The organism is Melioribacteraceae bacterium (assembly GCA_035362835.1).
Taxonomy (GTDB): domain Bacteria; phylum Bacteroidota; class Ignavibacteria; order Ignavibacteriales; family Melioribacteraceae; genus DSXH01.
This window is the reverse complement of the sequence record DAOSDY010000002.1, coordinates 275,961-296,493: the sequence shown is the minus strand read 5'-3', so window position 1 is coordinate 296,493 and position 20,533 is coordinate 275,961. Positions and strand designations below refer to the sequence as shown.

21 protein-coding genes and 5 tRNA genes are annotated in these 20,533 nt (G+C 39.0%); 6 read left to right on the top strand and 20 right to left on the bottom strand.

Annotation, left to right across the window (positions count from 1 at the left end):
* Nucleotides 1-18: 18 nt before the first annotated feature.
* The 3 genes from PLZ15_08430 (at nt 19) to PLZ15_08420 (ending at nt 989) form a co-directional block, all read left to right on the top strand.
* Nucleotides 19-91 (top strand) — tRNA-Gly (locus tag PLZ15_08430).
* A 38-nt stretch (nt 92-129) separates the two neighbouring features.
* Nucleotides 130-203, top strand: a tRNA-Cys gene (locus PLZ15_08425).
* A gap of 21 nt (nt 204-224) precedes the next feature.
* Entirely contained in the window at nt 225-989 is a 765-nt protein-coding gene (locus tag PLZ15_08420) for a hypothetical protein (protein ID HOI29772.1), read from the top strand.
* A gap of 42 nt (nt 990-1,031) precedes the next feature.
* On the opposite strand, the gene PLZ15_08415 is transcribed toward PLZ15_08420, so the two are convergent.
* From PLZ15_08415 to PLZ15_08360, 12 genes are all read right to left on the bottom strand, one after another.
* Nucleotides 1,032-1,676, bottom strand: coding sequence for a DUF2459 domain-containing protein (locus PLZ15_08415; protein ID HOI29771.1), 645 nt, complete (start codon nt 1,674-1,676; stop codon nt 1,032-1,034).
* A 124-nt stretch (nt 1,677-1,800) separates the two neighbouring features.
* Nucleotides 1,801-3,369, bottom strand: a complete 1,569-nt coding sequence (rny, locus tag PLZ15_08410) for a ribonuclease Y (GenBank protein ID HOI29770.1) — start codon at nt 3,367-3,369, stop codon at nt 1,801-1,803.
* A gap of 234 nt (nt 3,370-3,603) precedes the next feature.
* Nucleotides 3,604-3,903 carry a cell division protein ZapA gene (zapA, locus tag PLZ15_08405; protein HOI29769.1) on the bottom strand — a complete coding sequence of 100 codons (300 nt, stop codon included), beginning with the start codon at nt 3,901-3,903 and terminating at the stop codon, nt 3,604-3,606.
* Nucleotides 3,904-3,933: 30 nt separating this feature from the next.
* Entirely contained in the window at nt 3,934-4,248 is a 315-nt protein-coding gene (locus PLZ15_08400) for a hypothetical protein (protein HOI29768.1), read from the bottom strand.
* The gene (gene pheT, locus PLZ15_08395; GenBank protein ID HOI29767.1) at nt 4,249-6,648 is read right to left on the bottom strand and encodes a phenylalanine--tRNA ligase subunit beta; all 2,400 of its coding nucleotides are present in this window, start codon (nt 6,646-6,648) and stop codon (nt 4,249-4,251) included. It lies immediately after the preceding gene.
* Between the two features lie 11 nt (nt 6,649-6,659).
* Entirely contained in the window at nt 6,660-7,652 is a 993-nt protein-coding gene (locus PLZ15_08390) for a phenylalanine--tRNA ligase subunit alpha (protein HOI29766.1), read from the bottom strand.
* Between the two features lie 69 nt (nt 7,653-7,721).
* Nucleotides 7,722-8,069, bottom strand: a complete 348-nt coding sequence (rplT, locus tag PLZ15_08385; protein ID HOI29765.1) for a 50S ribosomal protein L20 — start codon at nt 8,067-8,069, stop codon at nt 7,722-7,724.
* A 17-nt stretch (nt 8,070-8,086) separates the two neighbouring features.
* Entirely contained in the window at nt 8,087-8,278 is a 192-nt protein-coding gene (rpmI, locus tag PLZ15_08380) for a 50S ribosomal protein L35 (GenBank protein HOI29764.1), read from the bottom strand.
* Between the two features lie 12 nt (nt 8,279-8,290).
* Nucleotides 8,291-8,818, bottom strand: coding sequence for a translation initiation factor IF-3 (infC, locus tag PLZ15_08375; GenBank protein ID HOI29763.1), 528 nt, complete (start codon nt 8,816-8,818; stop codon nt 8,291-8,293).
* A gap of 11 nt (nt 8,819-8,829) precedes the next feature.
* Nucleotides 8,830-10,761, bottom strand: coding sequence for a threonine--tRNA ligase (thrS, locus tag PLZ15_08370; GenBank protein HOI29762.1), 1,932 nt, complete (start codon nt 10,759-10,761; stop codon nt 8,830-8,832).
* Between the two features lie 44 nt (nt 10,762-10,805).
* Nucleotides 10,806-10,879: transfer RNA gene (locus PLZ15_08365), tRNA-Val, on the bottom strand.
* A gap of 48 nt (nt 10,880-10,927) precedes the next feature.
* A tRNA-Leu gene (locus tag PLZ15_08360) sits at nt 10,928-11,013 on the bottom strand.
* 164 nt (nt 11,014-11,177) lie between these two features.
* On the opposite strand from PLZ15_08360, the gene PLZ15_08355 reads away from it, so the two are divergent.
* Nucleotides 11,178-11,251: transfer RNA gene (locus PLZ15_08355), tRNA-Ile, on the top strand.
* Nucleotides 11,252-11,303: 52 nt separating this feature from the next.
* On the opposite strand, the gene PLZ15_08350 is transcribed toward PLZ15_08355, so the two are convergent.
* The 3 genes from PLZ15_08350 to PLZ15_08340 are packed head-to-tail and all read right to left on the bottom strand — an operon-like array spanning nt 11,304 to nt 14,136.
* The gene (locus PLZ15_08350; GenBank protein ID HOI29761.1) at nt 11,304-11,696 is read right to left on the bottom strand and encodes an Hsp20/alpha crystallin family protein; all 393 of its coding nucleotides are present in this window, start codon (nt 11,694-11,696) and stop codon (nt 11,304-11,306) included.
* A 26-nt stretch (nt 11,697-11,722) separates the two neighbouring features.
* Nucleotides 11,723-13,651, bottom strand: a complete 1,929-nt coding sequence (gene dnaK, locus PLZ15_08345) for a molecular chaperone DnaK (GenBank protein ID HOI29760.1) — start codon at nt 13,649-13,651, stop codon at nt 11,723-11,725.
* Nucleotides 13,652-13,701: 50 nt separating this feature from the next.
* Nucleotides 13,702-14,136 carry an Hsp20/alpha crystallin family protein gene (locus PLZ15_08340; protein HOI29759.1) on the bottom strand — a complete coding sequence of 145 codons (435 nt, stop codon included), beginning with the start codon at nt 14,134-14,136 and terminating at the stop codon, nt 13,702-13,704.
* 223 nt (nt 14,137-14,359) lie between these two features.
* On the opposite strand from PLZ15_08340, the gene PLZ15_08335 reads away from it, so the two are divergent.
* The gene (locus PLZ15_08335; GenBank protein ID HOI29758.1) at nt 14,360-15,127 is read left to right on the top strand and encodes a biotin--[acetyl-CoA-carboxylase] ligase; all 768 of its coding nucleotides are present in this window, start codon (nt 14,360-14,362) and stop codon (nt 15,125-15,127) included.
* 20 nt (nt 15,128-15,147) lie between these two features.
* Entirely contained in the window at nt 15,148-16,302 is a 1,155-nt protein-coding gene (locus tag PLZ15_08330; GenBank protein ID HOI29757.1) for a cysteine desulfurase family protein, read from the top strand.
* Here the strand turns inward: PLZ15_08330 and accD are convergent, their stop codons facing one another.
* The 5 genes from accD to PLZ15_08305 are packed head-to-tail and all read right to left on the bottom strand — an operon-like array spanning nt 16,303 to nt 20,510.
* Nucleotides 16,303-17,142 (bottom strand): acetyl-CoA carboxylase, carboxyltransferase subunit beta, encoded by an 840-nt coding sequence (gene accD / locus PLZ15_08325; protein HOI29756.1) that lies wholly within the window; start codon nt 17,140-17,142, stop codon nt 16,303-16,305.
* Nucleotides 17,142-17,864: a DUF1573 domain-containing protein gene (locus PLZ15_08320; protein HOI29755.1), complete on the bottom strand. Its 723-nt coding sequence runs from the start codon at nt 17,862-17,864 to the stop codon at nt 17,142-17,144. Before PLZ15_08320 ends, accD begins: the two co-directional genes overlap by 1 nt.
* Nucleotides 17,861-18,517, bottom strand: a complete 657-nt coding sequence (tsaB, locus tag PLZ15_08315) for a tRNA (adenosine(37)-N6)-threonylcarbamoyltransferase complex dimerization subunit type 1 TsaB (GenBank protein HOI29754.1) — start codon at nt 18,515-18,517, stop codon at nt 17,861-17,863. The genes PLZ15_08320 and tsaB overlap by 4 nt, the downstream gene beginning before the upstream one ends.
* Nucleotides 18,514-18,942, bottom strand: a complete 429-nt coding sequence (gene tsaE / locus PLZ15_08310; GenBank protein ID HOI29753.1) for a tRNA (adenosine(37)-N6)-threonylcarbamoyltransferase complex ATPase subunit type 1 TsaE — start codon at nt 18,940-18,942, stop codon at nt 18,514-18,516. Before tsaE ends, tsaB begins: the two co-directional genes overlap by 4 nt.
* A complete protein-coding gene (locus tag PLZ15_08305; GenBank protein ID HOI29752.1) occupies nt 18,939-20,510 on the bottom strand; it encodes a bifunctional response regulator/alkaline phosphatase family protein in 1,572 nt (523 codons plus the stop codon). Before PLZ15_08305 ends, tsaE begins: the two co-directional genes overlap by 4 nt.
* Nucleotides 20,511-20,533: the final 23 nt, after the last annotated feature.

Below are 20,533 nucleotides of genomic sequence, written 5' to 3'. Positions count from 1 at the left end.
CATTTGAAATTCTGACATGCGGGAATAGCTCAGTTGGTAGAGCGCAACCTTGCCAAGGTTGATGTCGCGGGTTCGAGTCCCGTTTCCCGCTCAAAATCCACTTAGGTGGATTTTTATTTTTATGATTATGGCGCTGTACCCAAGTGGCTTAAGGGGAAGGTCTGCAAAACCTTTATTCGTCGGTTCGAATCCGACCGGCGCCTCAAATCAAAAAAATTCTCTCCATGTCAAATGCCGAAGAAGGATTACTAGCATTAGGTATTTTAATCCTGATTTTCTTGTTTTACCTCCTAAAGAGCTATTTCGAAGACACTGCACCTTTAACAGAATCTGAAATCACTAATCTTGCAAGAAAAAGAAGACTGAGAATATTTGCAGAAAGGATAAAACTTGATGAGTATAGTTTTAGCATTGATGCAGAAACAAAAAAAAGATTCGGTTCGAAATTAAAATATTATGAATGTGATATAGATATAGGTTTATTTCCTTCGTGGAGTGCTGGGATATTAAAGGGTAAAAAGCACGAATGGTTAATAATTGGAATAGGGGATATGAAATCTGTCCATGGATTTTGGATGGAAAAAGGTCATGATAATAAGTCAATTCAAACTTCTTTATCAAGTATCGAATTAACAGAAAGATTGAATAAAGAAGGAGTGAATAATTTATTATTAGTTCACAATCACCCAAATTCAACTTTGAATCCAAGTAAGGAGGATAAAGATTGCTTGTTAGAAATATTTTCGAAGTATAATAAAGGCTCGATTAATGTATTAGGTTTTATTGCAGGAAGGGGAATGCAGAAGCTTTTTGCATGTTTTATTATTTCAAGTTTGATTTCTTTTGAAGAAATAAGAACAGAGATTATCAACACCAACGACAAATCTAGAAAAACAAATGGTAACCTTCGAAATGAATTACGAGAACGGATAAGTTATATTGGTAAAATCTTCCATGAAGATAATTTAATTCATAATCTTGGAAATTAATTTTTGATAGTAATATACTAAAGCTTTTTTCCGACCGGCGCCTCAATCATATCTCTTTAATACTTTCGCATATTCTGCAAACCTGGAATACAACTGGCCTGCTGTAATAAGTCCGAATGTATCCACATCAATTCCGGTCGATTTTAATGCTTGAGCCGCCCAGGTGTTGCACGTCCTGAATAGATGATACTCCCCTTTTGATTTGAAGAAATAGACCGGAGAATCAATATCATGCTTGGAAATTATTGTTTCACCTTTCTCATCCAAAATCAAATGTTCTTGAATGTAATTAATCAGAAGGAGGAATCTTTCCTTTGGTAATTCAAACTTAAGGGCAAACTCACGCCACTCTATAATTTTTTCTATCGGGAATTTGTAACCGTCAAACCGCATAACAGTCGGAGTAGGTATCAGAATTGCCTTTGCAGCAAGGAACAGATCGAATCCGGGGATCTGGTAAAAATCGGCATCACCCCAACCGATATCGATATACTGGTAATCCTTAAAATATTTGAGGGCGGGTAAAAGTCCGGAAGTGTAATCATCAATCCTGAACATGATACCTGTATGCCAGTTCTCTTTTACAAGGTACACATCGATACTATCCGGTTCTTTCATCTGAGCCAAGAGACTGATTTGAGGGGAAATAAGAAAAATAAGTAAACAGCCGAAAAGACTTTTCTTCATTTGATTAAAACTGTCAATTATTGACGATTAAATATAGGGATTAAATATTTCAGCGGAATCTGTTTTAAAATAAAAAACCCCGGCAGTAATTAACCGGGGTTTCAACTAAAATATTATTTCAGAATTACTTAGCGTATTGAATCTTTCTAACCTCACGAATAACCATAACTTTAATCTGGCCAGGGTATTCCATCTCTTCCTGAATCTTCTGAGCGATTTCATATGACAGGCGATCTGCAACCACATCATCAATTTTATCCGGTTCAACAACCACTCTTACTTCACGGCCGGCTTGAATAGCATAGGTCTTCGCAACACCTTCAAACGATTTAGCAAGGTTCTCAAGGTTTTCGAGTCTCTTCACATAACTTTCGAGAGGTTCTCTTCTTGCTCCGGGGCGGGCACCGCTGATAGCATCGGCGGCCTGAACCAGCGCTGAAATCGGGTGTTCCATTTCAATATCTTCGTGATGGCTTCCGACAGCATTAACAACTATAGGATGTTCACTGTATTTCTTTGTCAATTCATAACCGAGGAGTGCATGCGGTCCTTCGACGTCCTTATCAATCGTCTTTCCGATATCATGCATAAGTCCTGCTTTTTTTGCAATTGTCGTATCGAAACCGAGTTCGGCAGCCATAATACCGGTCAGGTATGCAACTTCAATACTGTGCTGCAGCAGGTTCTGTCCGTAGCTGCTTCTGTATTTCATTTTACCGATATGTTTTACCAGTTCATTATGAACGCCGTGCAATCCGAGCTGTATAAGTGTATTTTCCCCTTCTTTCTGAATCTCCTCGTCGAGTTCCTCCTGAACTTTGGCAACGACCTCTTCAATTCTTGCCGGATGAATACGGCCGTCGGCAATAAGCCTTTCGAGAGAGATACGTGCGACTTCGCGCCGGAACTGATCGAAAGCCGAGAGAATAACCGCTTCGGGTGTATCATCAACAATTACATCGACGCCGGTAGCTGCTTCGAAAGCACGGATGTTTCGTCCTTCGCGGCCGATAATCCTGCCTTTCATTTCATCATTCTGGATCTGGACAACAGAGACAGTCGATTCCACCGAGTGATCCACAGCCGTTCTCTGGATAGCCTGAATTGTAATACGCTGGGCTTCTTTCTTAGCGTCAATTTTAGCCTGGTCTCGGATTTCTTTAATCGACTGTGCAGCATCCGATTTAGCTTTGCTTATCATATTTTCCATAAGCATCTTTTTAGCTTCATCGGAAGTTAATCCGGCTGTCTTTTCAAGACGGATATTCTGTTCTGCAATTAATCTGTCAAGTTCCTGGCTCTTTCTATCAACTTCATTTTTCTGAGTAAGGATTAACTTTTCAAGATCTTTGTTACTTTTTTCTTTTTGATTTACAAGATCGTACTTCTTTTCAAGGTTTTCTTCTCTTGATTCGAGTTGTTTTTCATGATTCTGAAGTTTTTGTTTCTTTGAATTAACTTCGTTATCAAATTCCTGTTTCTTTTTAAGCCATTCATCCTTTACTTCGAGGAGTTTTTCTCTTTTAAGGTGTTTAGCTTCTTTTTCAGCTTCTTCAATTAATTTTTGAGCTTTTTCTTTAGCATTAGAAATGTTGTTCTTTCCGATTTTGGAATTAATTAACCATCCCAAAACAAAAGATATAATTGCTGTGACGGCAGCAATGATCAATACCATAATCAAATCCAACTGCATTAGTCCTCCATTAAACGAAAATTTATATATAACCGCAGCCGCCGACCTTTGCATAGGAAAAGAACCTTTTCCTATACAATGCGGGAAATTGCCCGACGCTTTTTACTTCCACTGTCCCGATATATTCGGAATCTCCGCAAGGGAGTGAGGCCTGTAATACACGTCGTGAGTCAATAACCCTTAGGTATTTTATTGTTAGTTCTTTTTTATACTCAAGCCGACGGAGCGGGAAAATTATGATGGGTTCGACACAAATTTGGATTCGTTTAAAAGAAGCTTTATTTTTTTGATTTTGTCGGTTGCCTGAATGCTGAATTCACGATATTTATTTTTTTCTACAAAAAGATCGTAGGCTATATTAAGTGCAGCAATAATCGCAATTGTATCTTTAGGTTGATCCGGTAATTCTAGTCTGGTTTCTTCCATAATTGTATTAACATACTCAGCCAATTCAGCAGCAATCTCCTGATTCTCAACAAGTAAAGAATATTCCTTGTCAAATATTTTTACTTTTAGCTTCTTTTTTTCACTCATTTTATGTCTATTCCATCATCAAACATCAAATTAAGAACGCAAATGATAGTCAATTTTTGCTATCAATTCGCCGATTTTACTCTTTAGTGCTTCTCTTTCCTCCAATTTAATTGTGTCCGAACCGAACAGGTTCTCTTCATTAAACAATGTTTTGCTGACTTTTAATTCGATTTCAGAAATCTTCTTTTTTAAAATTTCATTTTCTTTTTCGAGTTGATTAATTCTATTGTTCAAAGCTTGATTTGCCTCCATTAGCTCTGAACCTTTTTGAATAAAATAATAGATCTGCTTTTCGAGAGCATTTAACTCTTCATAAAAGAGATCGTATTTAGAGCCTTCACCCAACTATGCACCTCTTAATTGTGCACTAAATGTTTTTTCGACAGATTTAATAATATTGCGCAAATCTTTTTCGACTTCATCTTCCTTCAGAGTTCTTGATGAATCGTAGAACTCCAACTGAAATGCAAGTGATTTTTTACCCTCACCTAAACTGTCGCTTTGAAAGATATCAAATAACTTTATCTGATGCAACAAGTTAGAGCCGGCTTGCTGAATATTTTCTGCAACTTTATCAGACCTTACAGTCCTGTCTAAAATGAAAGCCACATCTCTATAAACCTTAGGAAACTTCAAGAGTTCGGTAAATCTTTTATCAGGTTCATTTATCGTTTTCAACAGATCAATATCAAAGACGAATGTAAAAAGATCCTGGTTCAAATCGAATGACCCTGAATAATCACTTTTCACTTTACCGCCGGAACCGATTTTTATTTTATTCATATAGACAGAAAATGACGATTCAAAGAAAACAGAGTCCTCAATAACGATTGAGTAACTAACTTGCGGAAATAATCTGGTTATAAAACTCTCAACTAATCCTTTTAAATCATAGAGATCAAAGAGTTTATCTTTTTCGAACCATTCAGCCTGAACCGAATGCCCGGTTAAACCGAAAATAAGCTGATCCGATTCGGTAAAATCATCAAAACTAATTATTTCATCATCATGCTTTCTTTCGAAAACTTTGCCAATCTCAAAAAACTTCAGATTTTTCTCGAACACTTTCAGATTATTAGAAACGGCCTGGAGCATGCCAGGTAAAAGCGACGGACGAAGATGAGACATCTCACTATTCTGCGGATTCAGCATTTTTATCGGCTTTCCGAATCTTTCAGCAATATCACAACTCAGAAGCGAGTTGGACATGATTTCAAAAAATCCGAGAGATGTAGCGATATTCCTTAATCTTCCATTAAAAGCTGACTGGTCTACTTTAGTTTCAAGCGGAACAGAAATACTCACGACATCCGGAATTTTATCATATCCGTAGATTCTTGCTACTTCTTCAATAAGATCCACTTCTCTTTCAATATCATGTCTGTATGCCGGAATTTGAACATTCAGTGATTCATTGTTCTGCGTTTTGATTTCAAATCCGAGACTACCGAGGATTTTAATAACTTCCTCTTCAGGCACAGAATAACCTAGAATCTTATTTATTCTGGCAAAACGAATATTAGCGGACCGTGAATCTATAGTTTTCGGGTAAGCATCGATATGACCGCTTAGAATCTCTCCTCCCGCTACTTCTTTAATAAGTTGTGCCGCCCGCTGCGCAGCCCAGATTACAATATTGTAATCCGTTCCTCTTTCAAATCTGAAAGATGCATCGGTGGAGAGCCCCAATCTCTTTGCAGTCTTCCTGATTGAGGAAGGATTAAAAAAAGCACTTTCGATTAGAATGTTCTTAGTACCGGAAGTTACTTCGGAGTTTTCGCCTCCCATAACACCGGCAATTGCCACATTTCTAGCTGTATCGCAAATCATCAAATCAGCTGATGAAAGAATTCTCTCTTTTGAATCGAGCGTAATAAATTTTTCCCCTTCAACTGCTGATTTGACTACAATTTTTTTTCCTGAGAGATTGTCAAGATCAAATGCATGCAATGGCTGGCCAACTTCGTAAAGCACAAAATTCGTAACATCTACTACATTGTTGATCGGCCGCAGTCCGATACTTTTTAATTTTCTTTTGAGCCATTCAGGCGATTCTTTAATAGTTACACCTTTAACAACTTTGCCAACATACCTCGGACAATTAGCAGAATCAATAATTTCCACTTCTGCGGTTGCATCAGATTTTTCAGTGCATTCGACTAATTCAAATGAGGGGTAGTTAAATTTCCTACCGAAAATGGCGGCAATGTCTCTTGCAAATCCGATATGACTTAACGCATCGGCTCTGTTAGGTGTGATTGCAACATCAATTACAATATCATCCATGCCGAGTGCAGCGGCAAGTTCTTCTCCCGTATTCAACTGCGGATCCAGAACCATAATTCCTTCGTGATTATCACTTATGCCAAGTTCTTTCTCGGAACAGATCATACCCATTGAGATCTCACCACGGATTTTAACTTTTTCAAGTTTCAGTCCATTGGATGGAATTACCGCACCCACCATAGCAAAAGGAATTTTTTGGCCAGCGGCAACATTAGGCGCACCGCATACTACATTAAAATCATTTTGTCCGTCGGTCACCACGCATAAAGAGAGCTTATCGGCGTTAGGGTGTTTTTTTGCCTCTTTAACATACCCGACAACCATGTTTTTGAACAATGCTGACTGATCAATAACCTCTTCTACTTCGAGGCCGGCAGTAGAGACTTTATGGACAATTTCATCAATCGAGATATCGGTGAGATCGACGTAATCACTCAACCATTTAAGAGAAATTTTCATAAGAAACCTTTTTAAAATTGCTTTAAGAAACGGATGTCGCTGTCAAACAGAATTCTGATATCATCGATTCCGTATTTACGCATAGCAGGTCTTTCGATTCCCATACCGAAAGCATAACCGATATATTTTTCCGGATCGATGCCAACGTTGACAAGTACATTAGGGTCAACCATTCCGCAGCCGAGAATCTCAAGCCATCTGCCTTCCTTCCCTTTCGGCTGCCACCAGATATCCATTTCTGCACTCGGTTCGGTAAACGGGAAAAAGCTTGCTCTGAAACGGTATTTGACATCCTGACCGAAAAATTGTTTGATAAATCCGACAAGAGTCCCTTTCAGTTCGGCAAATGTAATATCGGTATCGACAACCAATCCTTCAATCTGATGAAACAGGCAATAACTTTTTGCGCTTATCGCCTCATTTCTAAAAACCTTACCTGGCATTAAAGCACGAATTGGAGGTTTCTTTTCCTGCATCAACCGGATTTGAACCGGGGATGTATGAGTACGCAAAAGGAAATTCCTGTTAATAAAGAATGTGTCCTGCATATCGCGTGCAGGGTGATCATCCGGAAAATTCAAGGCTCCGAAGTTATTGTAGTCGGATTCCAGTTCAGGACCTTCGTAAACTGAAAAGCCAAGACCTTTAAAAATCTCTTTTACTTCATCCATCGTCTGAGTAATAAGATGTCTGCTTCCGAGCTGTGTCATTCTGCCGGGTAGAGAAATATCGATTTCAGAACCGGAGGATAATTTGGATTCTTTTTCGAACCGTTCTTTTAATGAATCGAAGTGATTCTGAGTATAAATTTTTAATTCATTAAGGGATTGCCCAACCGTTTTTTTCTCATCGCGGGAGACATTCTTGAAGTCTTCGAACAATTGAGTAACAAAACCTTTTCTGCTCAGGTATTTAATACGAAGTTCTTCGAGGGATTTAAGATCTTTAACGGCGGAGAGGTCCTGGTCGAAATTTTTTCGGGTTTCGGAAATTTTTGATAACATATAATATCCCGAGAGTTTAAAAAAAGCCCTCTTGTATTCATATTAATAATAAATACAAGAGGGAGATTATTAATTCATTGCAAATTTCACTACATCAGCAAACGCCTGAGGATTCTCGACGGCGATATTAGCAAGAAGTTTGCGATTTATTAATACTCCTTTTTCATCCAAGGCATGGACTAATTTGGAGTAATTGATACCGTGTTCTCTAGCAGCTGCATTTATTCTGATAATCCAAAGTGAACGGTAATTTCTTTTTTTCAGCTTACGATCCCTGTAAGCATGAACAAGGCCTTTTTCAACATGATGTTTAGCGACAGTAAGAACTTTACTGCGGGCACCCCAGTAGCCTTTGGCTTTTTTAAGTAGTTTTTTGCGCCGTGCTTTCGACGCAACATGATTGACTGAGCGTGGCATATTTTACTTTTCTCCGTTTATTGTAGCATTCTTTTTACTCTCTTCTCATCGGCAGCCGAGACGAGAATCGATTTTCTCAATCCTCTTTTTCTTTTAGTCGATTTAGAAGTGAGTATGTGTGATTTAAAAGCTTTATTGCGTTTTACTTTCCCAGAACCGGTTTTTCTAAATGATTTAGCGGCTCCGCGGTTACTTTTCATTTTGGGCATTATAACACCTATCTATTTTTTCTTTTTACCTTTTTGCGGTGCAAGAATAGCATGCATCGCTCTACCTTCAAATTTTGGATCCTGCTCAACTTTTGCTACGTCATCCAGACGTTCAATAAATTTTCTTAATAGAGCTTCACCAAGTTCCGTATAGGCTAATTCTCTTCCTTTAAAGATAACCGATACTTTTACTTTATTCCCCTCTTCAATAAAATTAAGAGCGTGTCTGGCTTTAAAATCGAAATCATGTGTATCTGTGTTAGGATGAAGCCGTATTTCCTTTAATACACTAACCTGCTGTTTTTTCTTTTGAAGTTTTTCTCTTTTCTGCTGTTCGTAAGCAAACTTACCAAAGTCAATTATTTTACAAACAGGAGGAGTTGCCTGCGGGGCAATTTCAACAAGGTCCATACCGGCTTCTTCCGCCCTCTTAAGTGCTTCTTTAACCGATACTACACCTAATTGTTCTCCGTTTGCGTCGATGAGCCTTACTTCAGGAATTCTGATTTCCTGATTGACTCTGAATTTAACTTGAGTAATAGAATACCTCCTTAATTGTGATTAATCCTGTCCTTTATTTCATGGATTATTTGAGTTTTAAACTCATCCAGCGGAATACTTCCTTTATCTCCGACTTTATGCTGTCTTACCGATACTGTGCCTGATTCTTTTTCCTTTTCACCAACAATAAGCATATACGGGACTTTTTGTGTTTCCCAATCTCTGATTTTATAACCGATCTTTTCGTTTCTTTGATCAAATTCTACAATTATTCCTTCAGCTGACAATGAATCGGTTACTTTCTTTGCATAATCAAAATAGTTTTGAGATACGGGTATTACTGCAACCTGAACCGGTGCGAGCCAGGTTGGGAATGCGCCGCCATAATGTTCTATCAAGATTCCCATAAACCTTTCGATTGAACCGAGCAGAGCACGATGAACCATATAAGGCTGATGTTCTTTGCCGTCCTCGCCAATATATTTCATTTCGAATCTTTGAGGAAGGTTAAAATCAAATTGGATTGTACTCAACTGCCACTCGCGTCCAAGAGCATCTTTTATTTTAATATCGATTTTGGGGCCGTAAAAAGCTCCGCCGCCTTCATCAATTTCGTATTCAACATTTTCCCTTGCCAGAGCATTCTTTAGAGAATTTGTAGCAGTCTGCCAGAGACTATCGTCACCTACTGAACCTTCAGGCTTCGTAGCAATGAAAAATTTTAAATCTGTAAATCCGAATGCTAGCAGAATACTTCTGGAGAACCGCAGTACTTCAATTACTTCATCCTCAATCTGTTCTCTAGTACAGAAGATATGAGCATCATCCTGAGTAAAACCGCGGACCCGCAAGAGTCCGTGAAGAACCCCGCTCTTTTCATAACGGTAAACAGTACCGAGTTCTGCCCATCTCAAAGGAAGATCTCTGTAAGAGTAAAGTTTTGATTTGTAAATCATTATGTGGAACGGGCAATTCATCGGTTTAACATAATAATCCTGTTCATCAATATTCATCGGCGAATACATACTCTCCTTGTAGAAACCGAGGTGGCCACTGGTTTCCCAGAGCCAGCTTTTTCCCATGTGAGGGGAATAGAGAAGATCGTAACCGTTATCAAGATGTTCCTTCCGCCAGAAAGTCTCAACAGTATTTCTAATTCTTGCACCTTTAGGATGCCAGTAAATCAATCCGGCACCGGCTTCTTCATGAATGCTGAAAAGGTCGAGTTGCTTTCCGAGTTTGCGGTGATCTCTCTTCTTAGCTTCCTCCAGAAAGAGTAGATAATCATCCAGCATCTTTTTCTTGGGGAAAGAGATTCCGTAGATTCTCTGCATTCTTTTATTCTTTTCGTCACCGCGCCAGTAGGAGCCGGAAACGTTGAGAAGTTTCAAATATTTGATTCTGCCCACGTCCGGTATATGCGGACCGGTGCAAAGATCGGTGAATTCACCTTCATCGTAAATGCTTATAATTTCGTTCTGATCGTCCAGTTCGCTTAGAATCTCGAGTTTATAATTATCACCTTTATTCTTAAAAAACTTTACTGCATCTGCTTTACTGAGTTCAGTTCTCTTAAACGGATTCTTCTCTTTTGTAATTTCAAGCATTTTATTTTCGATCTTGATCAAATCTTCATCAGTCAGGATCGAATTAATATCGATATCATAATAGAATCCTGCGTCGATTGCAGGTCCTACGCCGAATTTAGCTTCGGGATAGATCGACTGAATCGCATGAGCCATCAGATGCGAAGTAGAGTGCCAGTAAGTTTCCTTCCCTTCTAAAGAATCGAAAGTTAGGATTTGAAGGTTGGAATCACAGTAAATTCGTGTTGTGAGATCCTTAACAACGCCATTAACTTTAGCTACCAGCGCATCTTCGGCAAGTTTCTGAGAAATCTTCTGTGCAATTTCAAAAGCACTGATCCCTTTTTCGAACTCTCTTACTGAACCGTCGGGTAATGTTATTTTTATATTTTCCATGTAATATCGAAGTAAAAAAAAACGGAGTAGCCTCCGATTGTTTGTGGGTTCTATAGGATTCGAACCTATGACCTTCTGCACGTCAAGCAGACGCTCTAGCCAACTGAGCTAAGAACCCGAAAATTAACGCGTCATTTTATCTACGCCTATCAGAATAATTATTAAGTACCGAGGGCCGGACTCGAACCGGCACGGGTGTTAACACCCACAGGATTTTAAGTCCTGTGCGTCTACCAATTCCGCCACCCCGGCAAAATTGAGTGCAAATATAATCTATTTTTAGGGATTATTGCAATATTTAATAACTGAGACGGATAATTAAAACAATTGATAAAAAAATTCCCAGTCGTTTTATAAAGTTTTTACAGGAAATTTGCATCGGGAGACTGAAAGCACTATTTTTGCATCACTTTTAAGGGCCCATAGCTCAGTTGGTTAGAGCAGCTGACTCATAATCAGCGGGTCGGAGGTTCAAGTCCTTCTGGGCCCACAAAAAACCCCGATTTTGGTCGGGGTTTTAAGTTTTATGGCCTTATCGTGAATTACTTTATTTCGATAGTCTTCGGTTTAATCCGCTCATGTTTCGGAAGTTTTACATTCAGTATTCCGTTTTCCAGCTTCGCGTCTACCTTAGATTCATCAATGCTCTCAGAGATTTTGAACCTGCGATAGAAATTGCCGATTTCCATCTCTTTAAGAATGTATTTGCGGTTAACCATAGTTTCAAAATCAATACGACCCATAATAACCAGATTACCGTCTTCAAGTTTAATTTTAACATTCTCTTTTGTTACGCCGGGAAGATAAGCCGTTAAGAAATAATCGTCTGCTGTTTCGAATATATCGATCGAAGGGGCAATCCACGATTCTCTTTCAAGAGCTTCATCCCAGCTTCTTGAGGGTCTTACTTCAACTGCTTCTTTATTTTGTACCATGTTTATCTCCTTTTACTTGTTGAAACTTACTTTTTGTCATCGTCTACTACTTCGTAAGAAGCGTCCTGCACTTCTTTATCGTCTTTCTTTTGAGATTGCTGCTGGTTCTCAGCCTGCGGCTGCTCGGCAGTTTGCTGCTGACCTGCAGGATCGCCCTGCTGCTGGTATAAATTCTGTGCAACTTCATTCCAGACTTTTGTTAAGCCTTCGGTAGCCGATTTAATTGCATCGGAATCATTGGTCTTCAGCGCATCTTCAACTTTTGTTATTTCGTTTTCAAGTCTGCTCTTGACATCAGCCGGGACTTTATCGCCAAGTTCCTGAATCTGTTTTTTAGTTTGAAAAACCAGATTATCTGCATTATTTCTTATTTCAACGCCTTCTTTCTTTTTCTTGTCTTCAGCAGCATGTTCTTTTGCCTGTTGTTTCATTTTCTCCACTTCATCTTTAGATAATCCGCTGGAAGACGTAATCCTAATACTCTGTTCTTTATTGGTTGCTTTATCTTTCGCAAACACATTCAGAATTCCATTAGCATCGATATCGAATGATACTTCGATCTGAGGTATGCCGCGAGGTGCTGGCGGAAGTCCATCCAGGTGAAATCTTCCGAGAGTACGGTTATCTGCGGCCATCGGTCTTTCACCCTGAAGAATATGAATTTCCACTGAAGGCTGATTATCTGAAGCTGTGGAAAAGACTTCGCTCTTCCTGGTTGGAATTGTAGTGTTGGACTGAATCAGCACTGTCATTACTCCTCCCAGTGTTTCTATACCGAGCGAAAGTGGAGTTACATCAAGAAGCAATACATCTTTAACGTCGCCGGCAAGAACACCGCCCTGAATAGCAGCGCCTACTGCAACTACCTCATCCGGATTAACGCCTTTGTGAGGCTCTTTACCGAAGATCTTTTTTACAATTTCCTGAACCTTTGGGATTCTGGTTGAACCGCCTACAAGTATTACTTCATCAATTTGAGAAGCAGACAAGCCGGCATCTTTAATAGCTTTTTCGCAAGGTCCGACGGTCCTCTGGAAAAGATCGTCTACAAGCTGTTCAAACTTTGAACGCGTTAATGTAATATTAAGATGCTTCGGGCCGTCCTGAGTAGCTGTAATAAACGGCAGATTAACATCTGTCTGCACGGAAGACGAAAGTTCGATCTTAGCTTTTTCAGCAGCTTCTTTCAATCTCTGAAGTGCCATCGGGTCTTTGCGTAAATCAATGCCTTCCTGTTTTTTAAACTCGTCGGCAAGAAAGTCGATAAGTCTCTGGTCGAAATCATCGCCGCCAAGGTGTGTATCACCGTTAGTTGACTTTACTTCAAAGACGCCTTCACCAATCTGTAAAATTGAGATATCGAATGTTCCACCGCCAAGATCATAGACAGCAACAATCTGATCCTTATGTTTTTTATCCAGGCCGTAAGCCAATGCTGCAGCTGTTGGCTCGTTAATAATCCTTTTTACTTTCAATCCGGCAATTTCTCCGGCATCCTTTGTCGCCTGCCTTTGAGCATCGTTAAAATAGGCCGGTACAGTAATAACCGCTTCGGTTATCTCCTGACCGAGATAATCTTCAGCAGTCTTTTTCATTTTCTGCAGAACCATTGAGGAAATTTCCGGCGGAGAATAGAGACGGTCAGTTATTTTAACTCGTGCGGATCCGTTGTCGCCGCCAACCACTTCATAAGGGACTTCTTTTGTTTCAGTATCAACTTCATCAAGTCTTCTTCCCATGAATCTTTTGATAGAAAAAATCGTATTACGCGGATTGGTAACAGCCTGCCTTTTAGCGGGTTGACCAACCAGACGTTCACCGGTCTTAGTGAATGCAACAACAGAAGGAGTGGTTCTTCCACCTTCGGAATTAGGTATAACAACAGGTTCATTACCTTCCATAACAGCAACGCAAGAATTAGTTGTCCCTAAATCAATTCCTATAATCTTTCCCATTTGCTTATCCTTTTAATTAAGTTGAAAATTTTTTAGAAGAGCTGAAGCTTTTACTTCAGCTCAATTACTTTTTCCTTCTTAGGTTGCGGTTCAAGTTTTTTCAAACTGACACTAAGAACTCCGTCTTCGAACTTAGCATCCACTTTTTCGGAATCAACTTCCGAAGGCAGAGTGAAACATCTCTTAAAACTTCCGAAAATTCTCTCGGATCTGTAATAATTTTTTTCTTTTGAATCTTCTTCTTTTTTCTTTTCCCCTTCAATTGTCAAAATGTTATCTTGTAATGTGATTTTCAGATTCTCTTTTTTAATTCCGGGGATTTCAGCAATTACGTTGTATGTCTTCTCATCTTCTGAAACATCTATTCTCGGATTAAAATTGTCGGAAAATTGAAATCCGAAATTTGAGAAATCATCGAAGTATCTCTGGATTCTGTCGTGAATACTTTCGAATTCTCTTAATGGTTCAAATTTGATAAGTGTCATTTTAACCTCCTGATATTGTTTTTACTTTTGAATGTTTTCTATAACTTTTACAATCCTTATGCCAAGAAATTTAATTTTATTTAACTCATTACATTATAACAACTTAGAGACATCCAAGATTTACAAAGAAATTTTGCAGACATATAATTTTGTCAGGATGTCAATGTATTGTAGAATTTTTGGCAGATGTAGCGACTTAAATTCATAAGCACCGGAGGAAAGCGTGTTCAATATTGAAGAATTTGATATTAAGCTAGACACCGAATTTATCGGTAGGAATTTTATTTACAGCGACGAAGTTGAATCAACAAACTCCACCTTATTGTCCAGCAAAGAATTCGGCCAGAACGGTACAGTATTATTGGCCGAACATCAAACAAAAGGGAGAGGACGCAAAGAAAGAATTTGGATAAGTAATTCCGGACAGAATTTAACTTTTTCAATACTGTTGAAAGAGGATTTTAAAGAGAAGAAGATAAATCTGATTAATCTCGGTTCATCGCTGGCAGTTGCTCAGGCTCTTGAAAATCTATTTCAGTTAAATGTTGAATTGAAATGGCCTAATGATGTTCTGGTGGACAAGAAAAAAATCTCGGGAATTTTACTTGAGTCCACTTCCAAGGGGAATAAGATAAATAAAGTGGTTGTTGGAGTCGGGATTAACGTAAATCAACCTAACTTCCCCGGTAAATTTGATATACAACCGACTTCAATTAGAAAAGAATTTAAATCGATAGTAAGCAGAGAAAGGGTTTTAAGCGAAGTGTTAAATCTGTTTGAAGATATTGTTGACATCTGGAAAAAAGACCCGGAAAAAATTCTTAATGACTGGCGCAACAGATGCAAACTTATCGGCGAGCGGATCAAGATAATTGAAGAGGATAAAATCCGAACCGGAATATTTAATGATATAGACGAAGATGGATTTCTAATTTTGAAGGTTGCCGATAAGTTGGAAAAGATTCATTTCGGCGATGTAAGTCTGAGGTAACGGGAAAGGTTGAACAATTAATGAATGTATATTTTGACAACGCCGCCACTACAAGACCGCATCCCAGAGTTATAGAGATTATAAAAAAAAACCTCGCTGAAGATTTCGGGAATCCCTCTTCGGCGCATTCATTCGGGAGGAGAGCCCGGGTATTAATTGAAGATGCAAGAGAAACGATTGCGAATTTTATTGGTGCCGATTCCAGTGAAATCTATTTTACAAGCGGCGGAACCGAATCTAACAATTTTGTGATTTATGGGATTCCGATTGCCGAATTAAAAGAAAGCCGACGGAACAAATTAATAGTCTCTAAAGCCGATCATCATAGCATTATCGACTCTGCTGAAAAATTATCCGCATACGGTCTTAATTCCTGTTTCCTGCCAGTTAATGCTGAAACAAGAGTTGAATTAGAAACTCTTAAGAAAAGTTTAGACGAAAAAACTTCTTTTGTTTCATTAATACACATCAATAATGAATCCGGTTCAATTAACGATATTAAATCTCTGTCCCCTTTATGCAAAAGTGAAAATGTGTATTTTCATACAGATGCCGTCCAAAGCTTTGCAAAGATTCCTATTGATGTCCGGAACTTAGGAGTTGATTCATTATCAGCTTCTTCACACAAAATATACGGACCTAAAGGAGCCGGCTTCACATATATAAAAAGCGGTACTCCGATTACTCCATTAATTACAGGTGGTTCGCAGGAAAGGAATAGAAGAGGTGGGACGGAGAATGTTGCGTCAATTCTTGGATTTGCCGAAGCTGTGCGATTAGCTCAAAATGAAATGAAACAGAATTTTGAACATGTAACCGGAATTAGAAGCGAGTTTATTAAGGGTCTTTCCAACATCGACAAAGACGGAATAATTCTGAACGGGGGCGAAGATGCTCATCCCTATATTTTAAGCATCACATTCAGTGCCGGTTATTACAGAATTGATGCGGAAGCGATACTGATGTTTCTGGATATTAACGGTGTTGCCGCATCAAACGGCGCTGCCTGTACTTCAGGTACATTGAAGCCTTCTCATGTAATATTAGCGAGCGGGAAATCCGAAGCTGATGCTAAAGGAACGATCAGATTCTCTTTCTCGAATGAAAATACAATTGAAGAGGTGAATTACGCTCTGGACGTTCTGTCAAATCTGGCAAGGAAATTAAGGATCTGATCAGGTCAAATATTCTATAAGTTGAGAGACTTTCTCCCTCATCTGTTTTCTATTCACAATAAAATCGACAAAACCGTTTTCGAGCAGAAACTCGGATCTCTGAAATCCTTGCGGAAGGTCTTTACCGATTGTTTGTTTGATAACTCTTGGACCGGCAAATCCGATCAATGCTTTCGGTTCGGCTATGATAACATCGCCCAGCATCGAATAACTGGCTGTAACTCCTCCTGTTGTAGGATCTGTAAGAATGGAGATGAAAGGAATTTTTGCATCTGCCAGTCTTGCCAGGCGCGCGCTCGTCTTAGCCATTTGCATCAACGAAAAAGCTCCCTCCATCATTCTGGCGCCGCCGCTCTGACTGATAATTATCAGAGGGCATTTATCCTGATAAGCCACGTCAATAATTCTTGCAATCTTCTCTCCTACTACCGATCCCATACTGCCGCCGATAAATCCGAAATCCATACACGCAAAAGCAACCTTTTTATTCTCAATTTTCCCGGTTCCTGTTTTCACAGCATCGTTCAAACCGGATTTCTTTATTGTAAGATTAATTCTTTCTGAATATTTTTTTGTATCAGTAAATTCAAGGGGATCACCCGATTTCATCTTTTTATCATATTCTTTAAATGAACCTTTATCAAAAAGGAATGAAATATACTGATCGCTTCCAATTCTGAAATGATAATTACACTTAGGACAGACCCACGAATTTACTTCAAGCTGTTTGTTGTGAATAATTTCACTGCAATCCTCACACTTAGCCCACTGCCCATCCGGAATATCTGATTTTTTACTGTCCGGCGATATATTTTCTTTTTTCCTTTTAAACCAGCCCATTATGTTTTTTTCTTTTCTATGTTAGCAAATAAGGTGATTACCTGCCGGGGTTCGGAAGGATCATTGGTTAACAATGTAATTGTTCTGGTAAGCTTGCCAGAACGATTAGCCGTATCCAGTTCAATCCGTAATGTACCGGTTTCTCCGGGTTCCAGTTTTTTACTGCTTAATAAAGCGGCAGCACAATCGCAGGTCGATTTTATATCATTGATTGTAAGAACACCGCTTCCGTTATTCTGGAAAAGAACTTTTGCCAGAACGATTTTCCCCTCTTCAACGTTGCCGAAATCTATCTGATTTTTATCCAGTTTCATCTTCGGAACCTTGCCGGTCGGATTCGCAATTTTTTCAACAATTAGTGCCGAAAATGCAAGTCTGAGCTGAGGAGTAATCGGATCATTGGAGAATACATAAACATATTTCTGCTGAATACCCATCCGGTCACTCGAATCGAATTCAACTTTAATAGTTGTTTTTTCACCCGGCTTAAGAATTTTTTTAGCCGGCTGCACCGCAGTGCATCCGCAGGAAGCCTGCACCTTGTCGATTTTTAAATCCGCCCCGCCTGCATTCTGAATCTCAAAGGTATGACTTACAACCTGACCTTCCAGAATTTCCCCGAAATTGTGTTCCGGTTTAAGGGAAACAATCTTTGGTGAATTCGACTGAGCATTAATATTAGCTGTTAATAAAAACAGAAAAAATATAGATAGCCGTTTCATTTTTTAACCCTGGCAATAAATTGTTTCAAATAATATGGTTCCAGATAATCGTAGTCAAAAGTTAATAAATCCTTCCCAAATAAATAAGCGTATCTGCAAATATCAACCGCTTCCGGACCGCGGAATCTTTTAACCGGAAAATTTTCTGTCAAATCCCCAAAAATCAAATCTTTTCCCGACAATAATTGTTCGAGATCTTTTTTGTTTACCAGACAGGTCTCTTTTAAAGTACGGAATGATATTCCTTCCGACACAAATTCAGAGAAGTAGAGATCCTCAATACTGGCATTACGCATTACCGCAAATTCAGTTTCCGGTTTTAAGAATCCCGATATTACAACTGCCATTGCATTGAATGTAGATACCGGAATGACAGGCAGCTGCGAACCGAATGCCAGACCTTTGGCAGCTGTTAGACCGATTCTTAATCCAGTGAATGAACCCGGCCCCATAGATACTGCGATAGACGAGATTTTTTTGATATCAGTCCCTGATTCTTTTAAAACCGAATCGATCATATCAATTAATTTCCTGGAATGGATATGCTTTTTCAGAATATTAACTTCATAATATTCCGAATCGTTAACCATCAGGGCAACGCTGCAAAGTTCTCCGGAAGTTTCGATACCCAGAATCGGGAAATTAGTCTTCATTGTTTTGTGATCGATATTTTACGTTTCTGTTCGTTAAACATTTCAATTCTTACTTCGTAGTGTTTATTAGGTATTATTTCGTTCCATAATTCGGCCCATTCAATCAGCGCTATTGCTTTATCATCTTTAAGATAATCCTCAATACCGATATCGTACAACTCGTTCAGTTTTTTTATTCTGTAAAAATCGAAATGAAATATTTTTTTTAATCCCGAATACTCGTTAACAATAGCAAAGCTTGGACTGGTTACATTTTGAATACCATAATTAGAACAGAGGCATTTTACAAAAAAAGTTTTACCGCTTCCGAGGTCGCCGTTAAGCAGAACGAGATCCCCTTCCGAAATCATTTCAGAAAATCCGGCGGCGATTTCTTCGGTCTCAGATTCACTCTCAACTATCCGGCTGAACGGAAGTATAATCACACTTTACTCTCCATTGTAATCACAGGCAATATCATCTCCTCCATCGAAATTCCGCCATGCTGAAAACTGTCCTTGTAATAACTCAGGTACTTATGATAATCGGTCGGATAGACGAAATAATAATCCTCTTTTGCAATTATATAACTAATCGCAACGCTGTGTTTGGGCAATTTATAATCAGCCGGCTGTTTAATAAAGATTGCGTTCTTGTCATCAACCTTTAAATTCCGTCCGAATTTAAATCTGAGATTTGATGACGCCTCCCTGTCCCCCAATACTTTAGCACCTCTCATAGCCCTTATGCTTCCGTGATCAGTCGTTACTATCACCTTCGCTTTCGGAATGGAAGCTATTGTTCTGAAAGTATTGAGGAGATAAGAATGCTGGAACCAGCTGTTAGTAAGAGAACGGAAAGCAGATTCATCCGGAGCAATTTCTTTTAGAATCTGTGAATCGGATCTGCCGTGTGCGATCATATCGAGAAAATTTACGACGACCGCCAGGAAATGAGTCTTCTTATACGATAGGATATTCTGTTCAAATGATCTTCCAACTTCCGGATCAATTATTTTAACATACTTCATTTCATTGTTGAGTTGAATTTTTTTACGGTTGAGAAGGAGCTGCAAAAGATCCTTCTCGTACTTGTTCATGCTGTTTTCGTCATCCTCCGTCGAACTCCACAAATCTGGGTAATGCTTTTCAATCTCGGACGGATAAAGCCCTGCAAATAGAGCATTTCTTGAATACGGTGTCGCTGTCGGAAGTATTGAGTAATAATATTCTTTCTGAATCGTAAAAAGATCAATCAGGTGTTTTTCCATTAGTAGCCATTGATCGAGACGGAGGCAATCGATTACAATGTAAAAAAGCGGTCCGCCGGATTTGGCAAGATGTGGCAAAACATATTTCTCTGTTATACCGGGTGTAAGAAGAGGCGCAGAATCTTTATCATTGGTATTAACCCAGTTCTTATACTCTTTTTCAACATACTTCGAGAATTCCTGATTGCATTCCTTCCGCTGTTCGCTTAGAGTCTGGCGCAGATTTATCTCGGGGTGCGTATCCAGTTCCATATCCCAGCTTACAAGCTTCAGATAAATTTCAATCCAGTCGTTAAAATCTGGATTCATCAGAAGCCGGCGGGAGATTTCATTGAAGTCGTTCAGATAATCTTTTGCGGCATATTCAACGGATATTTTTTTGCTTTCAAGAATTTTTTTGCAGACAAGAAGAACCTGAGACGGGACGACGGGTTTAATAAGGTAATCGCTTATTTTACTTCCGATAGCATCATTCATCAAAGACTCGGCTTCATTTTTTGTAATCATAACAACCGGGAGATTTGATGAGATTTCTTTTATGCGGGATAGAGTTTCAAGTCCGCCTATGCCGGGCATCATTTCGTCTAGGAATATCAGGTCGAATTGTTCATTTCTTACTTTGTTAATTGCGTCTTCACCGTTAGTAACTGTTTGAACATCATACCCTTTTTCATTAAGAAAGATGATATGAGCGCGAAGCAAATCGATTTCATCATCTACCCAGAGAATCTTATTTTTTTTCATATTATCCAAAAATTAGTAATCAA

What these genes read in the sequence shown, in the direction of transcription:
- PLZ15_08420 (HOI29772.1), top strand. Translation starts at nt 225, where the DNA reads ATGTCAAATGCCGAAGAAGGATTACTAGCATTAGGTATTTTAATCCTG.
- PLZ15_08415 (HOI29771.1), bottom strand. Translation starts at nt 1,676, where the DNA reads ATGAAGAAAAGTCTTTTCGGCTGTTTACTTATTTTTCTTATTTCCCCT.
- rny (HOI29770.1), bottom strand. Translation starts at nt 3,369, where the DNA reads ATGCAGTTGGATTTGATTATGGTATTGATCATTGCTGCCGTCACAGCA.
- zapA (HOI29769.1), bottom strand. Translation starts at nt 3,903, where the DNA reads ATGAGTGAAAAAAAGAAGCTAAAAGTAAAAATATTTGACAAGGAATAT.
- pheT (HOI29767.1), bottom strand. Translation starts at nt 6,648, where the DNA reads ATGAAAATTTCTCTTAAATGGTTGAGTGATTACGTCGATCTCACCGAT.
- PLZ15_08390 (HOI29766.1), bottom strand. Translation starts at nt 7,652, where the DNA reads ATGTTATCAAAAATTTCCGAAACCCGAAAAAATTTCGACCAGGACCTC.
- rplT (HOI29765.1), bottom strand. Translation starts at nt 8,069, where the DNA reads ATGCCACGCTCAGTCAATCATGTTGCGTCGAAAGCACGGCGCAAAAAA.
- rpmI (HOI29764.1), bottom strand. Translation starts at nt 8,278, where the DNA reads ATGCCCAAAATGAAAAGTAACCGCGGAGCCGCTAAATCATTTAGAAAA.
- thrS (HOI29762.1), bottom strand. Translation starts at nt 10,761, where the DNA reads ATGGAAAATATAAAAATAACATTACCCGACGGTTCAGTAAGAGAGTTC.
- PLZ15_08350 (HOI29761.1), bottom strand. Translation starts at nt 11,696, where the DNA reads ATGGTACAAAATAAAGAAGCAGTTGAAGTAAGACCCTCAAGAAGCTGG.
- dnaK (HOI29760.1), bottom strand. Translation starts at nt 13,651, where the DNA reads ATGGGAAAGATTATAGGAATTGATTTAGGGACAACTAATTCTTGCGTT.
- PLZ15_08340 (HOI29759.1), bottom strand. Translation starts at nt 14,136, where the DNA reads ATGACACTTATCAAATTTGAACCATTAAGAGAATTCGAAAGTATTCAC.
- PLZ15_08330 (HOI29757.1), top strand. Translation starts at nt 15,148, where the DNA reads ATGAATGTATATTTTGACAACGCCGCCACTACAAGACCGCATCCCAGA.
- accD (HOI29756.1), bottom strand. Translation starts at nt 17,142, where the DNA reads ATGGGCTGGTTTAAAAGGAAAAAAGAAAATATATCGCCGGACAGTAAA.
- PLZ15_08320 (HOI29755.1), bottom strand. Translation starts at nt 17,864, where the DNA reads ATGAAACGGCTATCTATATTTTTTCTGTTTTTATTAACAGCTAATATT.
- tsaB (HOI29754.1), bottom strand. Translation starts at nt 18,517, where the DNA reads ATGAAGACTAATTTCCCGATTCTGGGTATCGAAACTTCCGGAGAACTT.
- PLZ15_08305 (HOI29752.1), bottom strand. Translation starts at nt 20,510, where the DNA reads ATGAAAAAAAATAAGATTCTCTGGGTAGATGATGAAATCGATTTGCTT.